Here is a 7,327-nt window from a genome sequence, read left to right as displayed (position 1 = left end):
GACCTGAAGAAAAAGTCGATCACCATGGGTAAAGGATGTTAAAAAGTGTTCACCATGTCCCCGAACACCTGTCTACCATGTCCCCGGACTGTACACAAGCGGGCGAGGGGGCTAACCGTGCTACCATCGGCACAAGCGGGCGAGGGGGCTGACCGCGCTACCATCGGTTCCCTCTCCCGTTGGGAGAGGGTTAGGGTGAGGGACAACCGCTACCGCGTCGCTGGCTGCGTCCCGGCTAACTTCGGCATCACGTCCCGAATCATGGCGAAAAACTTCTGTAACCGCGCCGGATAGTAGCTGGCCCACGGATAAGTTAGCCACACCGGCAGCGGCGGCGCTTGCCACTCCGGCAACAGCTGAATCAAATCCCCTTTCGCTAAATCCTCCTGCACCACCCACGATGACACCACCGCCGCGCCCATCCCGGCAACGGCGGCTTTGCGCACCGCGTATAAACTGTCGCTGGCGAGGCGCGGGGCAATCGCCAGGTTCACCGGCTGACCATCGTTAATACGCTGCAGGGCGATTTCGTTGCGATAAAAACTGGTCAGCGCCAGCCAGGGCAGGTTGGTGAGCTGCGAGACGTCCTCAACTGGCGGGTGCGCTGCCAGCAGCGACGGTGCCGCCACCACAAAGCGTGGCACTTCCGCCAGTAACACCGCTACGATTGAAGCATCGCTGGGCGCACCGACCTGAATGGCGCAGTCGATGTTTTCGCTGATGAAGTCTGGCGTGCGGTCATTCAGCGTCCACTCCACGTTTAAGCGTGGATAGCGATGCAGATAATCAATCAGCGGTTCAATCAGCTGATCCTGACCAAACGCATGCGGTGCCCGCACGCGCAGGGTGCCAATCGGGTCGTCGCTGGCACCGGTGAGGTCATCCTCCAGCGCGTGCCAGGTCGCGACCAGCTGACGCGCCTGCGCATAACAGCGCTCGCCATCGTCGGTGAGTTTCAGCGCATGCGTGGTGCGCATAATCAGTTTGAGACCAAGCCGCTGCTCAAGCGCCTGCAGCCGTCGGCTGATAGTGGGCTGCGTGGTGCCGAGCTGGGCGGCGGCGGCGGAGAGCGAGCCGCTCTCGACGATGCGGATAAAGGTCTGCATCAGTTCGATACGATCAAGGCTGGATGGGTTGTTCATACGCACCGCGCATAACAGTTCTGTGTTTGAGCAGTCTACCGCGTATGGCGGCAACGCGCTTTAATAAGCGCACTTTCACGGGGGAATCCACTATGTCAGCTATATCAACGTCAGCCATGCCAGCTGAAAAACTGCCCGCGCCGCTGGTCTTCACGCTCGCGGCCGGTGCCGGACTCAGCGTCGCATCGATTTACTACAGCCAGCCGATGCTGGATATCATCAGCAAACAATTCAACGTTGGGATTGGCAGCGTCGGCATGGTGCCAATGCTGACGCAAGCCGGTTACGCGCTGGGGATTCTGCTGCTGGCTCCGCTCGGCGACCGCCACGATCGTCGCACCATTATTCTGATTAAAGGTTTGCTGCTGGTTGCCGCGCTGCTGCTGTGTGGCTTCTCGGGCGGATTGAACGCCTTGCTGATCGCCAGCTTCGTCACCGGTTTAACCGCCACCGTGGCGCAGGACATCGTGCCCGCTTCAGCGGCGTTAGCGCCGGAGCGCAGCCGCGGCAAAATCGTCGGCACGGTAATGACGGGATTGCTGGTGGGGATTTTGTTGTCACGCGTGGTAAGCGGCGTGGTGGCGGAGTATTTCGGCTGGCGCACCATGTACATGATTGCGGCGGCGGCGGTGTTGCTGATTAGCGTGGCGCTGTGGCGCGTGCTGCCGCGCTTTACGCCGGGCACGTCGGTGAGCTATCCGCGTTTGCTGCTGTCGCTGGCGCATCTGTGGCAGCACCATCAAACGCTGCGCCGCGCCGCGCTGGCACAAGGTTTGTTGTCGGTGGGCTTTAGCGCCTTCTGGTCAACGCTGGCGTTAATGCTCAGCCAAAGCTTCCATCTGGATAGCGCGGTCGCTGGCGCATTCGGCCTTGCGGGTGCGGCAGGCGCTCTAGCCGCGCCGTTAGCGGGCAGCGTGGCGGATCGCATCGGTCCGGCGCGTGTTACGCAGTACGGTGCCACGCTGGTGATGGTGTCGTTCGCGCTGATGTTCCTGCTGCCGCTGCTGCCGATGCCGGCTCAGCTTGGTCTGATTATCATCAGCACCATCGGTTTTGATTTGGGGGTGCAGGCCACGCTGGTGGCGCATCAGACGCTGGTTTACAGCCTGGCGCCAGAAGCACGCAGCCGCCTTAACGCCTTGATGTTTACCGTTGTTTTCATCGGCATGGCGACCGGCGCGGCGCTGGGTAGCCTGGCGCTGGCACATTGGGGCTGGACCGGCGTGGTTGCACTCGCAACATTGGCCGCTGCGCTTGCCCTGATGATTCGCCTCGCAAGCCGTCATCTGAAAAACTGATCGCCTAACATGTGCCAGGCTTAAAGGAGAATGTTATTTAAAAACGGAGCGTTATGAATTTCCTGGCCTGGACCGCCGCCACCGGCGGTCTTTTACTTCTTATGTCACTGGCTTCCGGTTGGATACACCGCGGGCCAGTGACCTCATTTGGTCTCTACCTGTTCGCGGGCATTCTGTGTGGCCCGTGGATGCTCAATCTGCTGCAAGTCGACATCATCGGTCACGCCAACCTCGCCGCGCATCTTACTGAAATCGCGATGGCAGCCTCGCTGTTTATCACCGGGCTGAAACTGCGCTTACCGCTCAACGCGCATTCGTGGCGGCTTGGCGTCAGGCTGGCGTTTCCCGCGATGCTGCTCACCGTCGGCGGCATGACGGTGCTGGTGCACTGGATCACCGGCTTTGACTGGGCGATGTCGCTGGCGTTTGGTGCCATTGTCGCGCCGACCGATCCGGTGCTCGCCAGCCTGATTTCAGTGAACGATGCGCGTGACGACGATGCCCTGCGCGTGGCGCTCTCCAGCGAAGCGGGCATGAACGACGGCTCGGCGCTGCCGCTGCTGATGCTGGCAATTTTGCTGTTGCAGCCGGGCGAACTCAGCACCGCTGCGCTCGGTGAATGGTTCGCCAAAGATGCGCTGTGGGCGATTGGCGGCGGGCTGGGAATCGGCTTTGCGCTGGGCTGGCTGATCGGCCAGCTGGCGACGCATTTACGTACCGCCAATCAGGATCTGGCACCCAACGATCTGTTCGCGCTGGCGCTGATTGCGCTCAGCTATGCCGCCGCGCAGTCGGTGGATGCGTCGGGCTTCCTCGCCACCTTTGCGGCTGGCGTCGGTTTACGTCGTGCGGAATTGCGCGTGGTGAAGCACTATCCGCAAGATGAGATGTCTGAAGAGGAGCGTTTCTTACCGGCTGAAGCGCGCGTGAATACCGGTCAGCGGATGGCGCAGGGCAGCAGCGGCATGGTGAAATCGGTGGGTTTGGTGATCGGCGATGCGCTCTCCTTTGGTGATACTATCGAGCGTTTGCTGGCGGCGGGCATGATGGTGGTGCTCGGTATTACGCTGGCGCAGCACTGGAATCTCACCGGCATTGGCCTGGCGCTGCTGCTGTTTGTGGTGGTGCGCCCGCTGGCGGTGTGGATCACCACATGGCGCTGCGATATTCCGCTGATGCGACGCTTGCTAATTGGCTGGTTGGGTATTCGCGGCATCGGCAGTATCAATTATATTGCCTATGCATGGGTGCACGGCATGCGTGGACCGCAGGCGGAACAGATGGTGGACATGGCGCTGACGTTAGTGGTGTGCAGCATTGTGTTGCACGGCATCACGGTCACGCCATTGTTAAACTGGCGTGCTGCCCGTCAGGCCGCCCGCGCCGAACAGAACGAAAAATGATTTATTGGAAATTATTGGAGCCTATTATGAAAGCGTTATTACTCGCCCTCGTTGGGCTGTCGCTGTCGGCCGGTGCGTTGGCTGCCGACGGTGACAATAATCAGGAAGAGAATGTTTATGCCAGCCAGCTGTGTCATCTGGTGAGCAGTGAAAAGAAGACCAGCGATTTGGATGGCTACACCGAGAAGCTGAAGTCGCAACTCGCGGCCAGCCAGTCTTCTTCGGCCATGCAGCAGCCTGAATTCAATGAAGAAATCGCGCAGGAAGTGATTAGCGCGTGGCTGGAGTTGGGCGAGGATGAGCGCGGCAAACTGCGTAAAGATCAGCAGCAGTGCGAACAAACAGTGATGACGCAATTCCAGCAACAAGATTAATACCCGTCATACTTCGAGCTGCAGGTGCGTTGGCTGCGTGTGTTCACCCCAGTCACTTACTTTTGTAAGCTCCTGGGGATTCACCCCCTTGCCGCCTTCCTGCAGCTCGAATTATTTAGGGTATTCGAAAAAGCTCGCGCCTTTTTAGGCGCGTTTTTTATGGCTTTTTTGTACGATTTACGTACATAATCGCCAACGTCGAAATCAGACACGCGTCACATAATGAGATTCAGCTGTTGAAGCTGGCATTTTTTGCATACTGGCACTGGGCAAGATGATTACACGTCGTCACTTTTTGTTGGCTACTGGAGCAACCGTTCTCTCGATGACCGCGGGCAAGCTGTTTGCCCGCGATGACGTCATTCCGTTGTGGCCCGACGATCCGCCGGGCGGCGGCGGTCCTTCCGGCTTGCTTAAAGTGAATTCGCACGGCTCCTGGACCAATATCGTTTCACCCGCGATTCAGCGTTTCCGCCCGGAAAATCCCAACGGCGAAGCGGTGATTGTGGCGGCGGGCGGCGGCTATCGTTTTATCGGCATGGGCCGCGAAGCCTGGCCGGTAGCGCGCTGGCTTAATGCCAACGGTTATACCGTGTATGTGCTCAGCTACCGTTTGCCGGGTGAGAAGTGGCAGGCGGGCAATCTGGCACCGCTGCAGGATGCGCAGCGCGCCATTCGTCTGGTGCGTTCGATGGAGCGCAAAGTGCATGTGCTGGGCTTTTCTGCCGGTGGCCATCTGCTTGGTATGGCGGCGGCGCGTCCGGATTTCGAATCCTATCCGGCGCAGGATCCGCTTGACCAAATCAGGCCGAAGGTGGATAGCGTTGGCCTGATTTATCCGGTGATCACCCTTGAAGCGCCGTATCAGCACACCAACACGCATCTGATGATGGTGGGGAAAAACGCCACGCCAACCCAGGAAGCCAACTGGTCAGTGCAAAATTACGTCACACGCCAATATCCACCCACGTTCCTCGCGCAGGCCGAGGACGATCGCACCTCCAATCCTCATAATACTGAACTGATGCGCGATACCTGCCGCCGCATGCGCGTGCCGGTTGAGCTGATTGAGCTCAGCAGCGGCGGTCACGGTTTTGGTCTCGGCAAAGCGGGCACGCCTGCCGCGTTGTGGGATCAGGCGTATGTGCGTTGGTTGGATAATCAGAGTTAATTACGTCAAATTGAAATGCGCATCCGGCTGCAGCGGTTCCGGTAGTGGCATATCGCCATTCATCGCTTTCAAATTGCGTTCGATAGTGACGCACAGCGCATCGAGCGGCAGATGATTCGGTGCGGTGCCAAACGGATGTTCCAGCTCCTCCGCCAGCGCTTCCAGCGATAAAAAGGTGTAGGAGATAAACATCGACACCAGCGGCGTCATCAGGTGCAAATCCGCTACCAGCGCAAACGGCAGCAGCGTGCAGAACAGATAAACGGTGCGATGCAGAATTAGGCTGTAGGCGAACGGAATCGGTGTGCTGGCAATGCGATCGCAACCGCCCAGAATCGCTGATAGCTGATTCAGATTCTCATCAATGCTTTGCCAGACAATATCCGACACCAACCCTTCATCGCGGCGTAGCGCCAGCCATTCACTCAAACACACTAAAATCTGCGACGTCGGCATCGGATGATGCAACACCGCGCTGCGCCAGTTAGCCGGCAGCAAACGCTTTAAATCGGCCTGCACATCGGTTTTACGCAGGCGATGTTTCAGACACCAGCAGAACGCCAGCAGCAAGCCGGTAAATTCCCGCACCTGTTCTTCGCTCACGCCACGCATGCTTTTGATCTGCCGCAGCAGCGAGCGCTGGGTGATATGCAGGCTGCCCCACAAGGTGCGGGCTTCAAGAAAGCGCGCATAGCTGGCGTTATTGCGAAAGCCGAGGAAGATGGCGATCGACACCCCAACCAGGCTAAAAGGCGCGGTGGTGAGGTGAATGCCGAAAGTGGAGTACCACGGATAGCCAAAGATGGCGATCAGCGACATCAGCAGGTTAAGCGACAGGCGGAACACGATGTTGCTGAGCACCGATCCATGCCAGTCAAATAGCCGGAGAAACCAGTGTTGGTGAGGACGTACGATCATTTTGCGATGGTGTATTTTTTAGGTTTTGTGGCGACAGGTTACGCCGCCGGGCATGAGGTGATCAACGCCATTGCTACAGGTTTTAAGACAAAAGCCGTGCTGCTCGCCTCACGCATGACGCGGCAGGCTGATTTTCAGCGCATCGATAAACAGCCGCAGCGCCATGGATTGATGCCGGTTGGGTGGGAACCACAGCGCAATCCCCGCCGATTGCACCCGCCAATCGGCCAGCAGCTCCACCAACTGGCCGCTGCGCATCTCTTTCTCGACATACAGCGACGGCACATAAGCAATGCCTAAACCGGCGAGAGCGGCCTGCGCCATCAGCGCGTTGCTGTCCAAAGTCAGCGTGCCTGGCACGTCAATCTCCTGCTTTTCTTCCGCCTGCGCATATTCCCACTGATAACGTTTTCCGCTCGGTAAGCGCTGGCGAATGCACTGTTGCTGTAGCAGATCGCGCGGATGATTAACCGCCGCGTTTCTCGCCAGATAAGCGGGCGCGGCGACGGTGACAAACGTCAGCGGGCCGCCAAGCGGAACGGCCACCATATCCTGCGGCACATCCTCAATCAGCCGAATGCCGGCATCAAAACCGGCGGCGGTGATATCCACCAACGCACCTTGCGCGGCAAAATCGAGCTGGATATCGGGATAGCGCGCGCTAAAGTCCGCCACCACGTGCTCCAGCAGCAAAGCGATCGCGGCATCGCTGGCGCTGATGCGCAGCGTGCCGTAATGCTGATGGCGGCTGGCGGAGATGTCGTGCAGCACATCATCCATCTGGTTCAGCAGCGGCGACAGTCGATCCAGCAGTTGCTGCCCGGCATCGGTGAGCGACACGCTACGTGTGGTGCGTTGAAACAGCTGTACGCCCAGATTGTGCTCCAGCGTTTTCACCAGATGGCTGAGTGACGAGCGCTTGAGGCCGAGCATTTCAGCGGCACGACGAAAGCTGCGCTGCTCGCCCAGCGTTTTGATGGCCTGCAGTTCGTGCCAGGAAGGACGTCTCATTGGTGGCTTT

General features: G+C 58.9%; 7 protein-coding genes. 4 read left to right on the top strand and 3 right to left on the bottom strand.

Translation table 11 applies throughout. The annotated features are described in order from the left end of the window. Positions 1-209: 209 nt before the first annotated feature. Entirely contained in the window at positions 210-1,142 is a 933-nt protein-coding gene (locus tag ACVLVH_RS21075; RefSeq protein WP_192414746.1) for a LysR family transcriptional regulator, read from the bottom strand. Between the two features lie 92 nt (positions 1,143-1,234). Here ACVLVH_RS21075 and ACVLVH_RS21070 point away from each other — a divergent pair, with 92 nt between their 5' ends. The 4 genes from ACVLVH_RS21070 (at position 1,235) to ACVLVH_RS21055 (ending at position 5,388) form a co-directional block, all read left to right on the top strand. Beyond that, positions 1,235-2,440 carry an MFS transporter gene (locus tag ACVLVH_RS21070; RefSeq protein WP_309832774.1) on the top strand — a complete coding sequence of 402 codons (1,206 nt, stop codon included), beginning with the start codon at positions 1,235-1,237 and terminating at the stop codon, positions 2,438-2,440. A gap of 53 nt (positions 2,441-2,493) precedes the next feature. Then, positions 2,494-3,843 carry a cation:proton antiporter gene (locus ACVLVH_RS21065; protein ID WP_192414748.1) on the top strand — a complete coding sequence of 450 codons (1,350 nt, stop codon included), beginning with the start codon at positions 2,494-2,496 and terminating at the stop codon, positions 3,841-3,843. Between the two features lie 26 nt (positions 3,844-3,869). After that, positions 3,870-4,217: a hypothetical protein gene (locus ACVLVH_RS21060; RefSeq protein ID WP_101762791.1), complete on the top strand. Its 348-nt coding sequence runs from the start codon at positions 3,870-3,872 to the stop codon at positions 4,215-4,217. Between the two features lie 274 nt (positions 4,218-4,491). Beyond that, positions 4,492-5,388 carry an alpha/beta hydrolase gene (locus ACVLVH_RS21055; protein ID WP_192414750.1) on the top strand — a complete coding sequence of 299 codons (897 nt, stop codon included), beginning with the start codon at positions 4,492-4,494 and terminating at the stop codon, positions 5,386-5,388. Here ACVLVH_RS21055 and ACVLVH_RS21050 read toward each other — a convergent pair whose 3' ends face one another. Together ACVLVH_RS21050 and ACVLVH_RS21045 are read right to left on the bottom strand one after the other, a co-directional pair. Then, positions 5,389-6,306, bottom strand: a complete 918-nt coding sequence (locus ACVLVH_RS21050; protein WP_192414752.1) for a bestrophin family protein — start codon at positions 6,304-6,306, stop codon at positions 5,389-5,391. A gap of 108 nt (positions 6,307-6,414) precedes the next feature. Continuing rightward, a complete protein-coding gene (locus ACVLVH_RS21045; RefSeq protein WP_192414754.1) occupies positions 6,415-7,317 on the bottom strand; it encodes a LysR family transcriptional regulator in 903 nt (300 codons plus the stop codon). Positions 7,318-7,327 lie beyond the last annotated feature (10 nt).

The sequence above is a fragment of the Kluyvera sp. 1366 genome (genome assembly GCF_054823405.1).
This window is presented reverse-complemented; position numbering and strand designations above follow the sequence as displayed.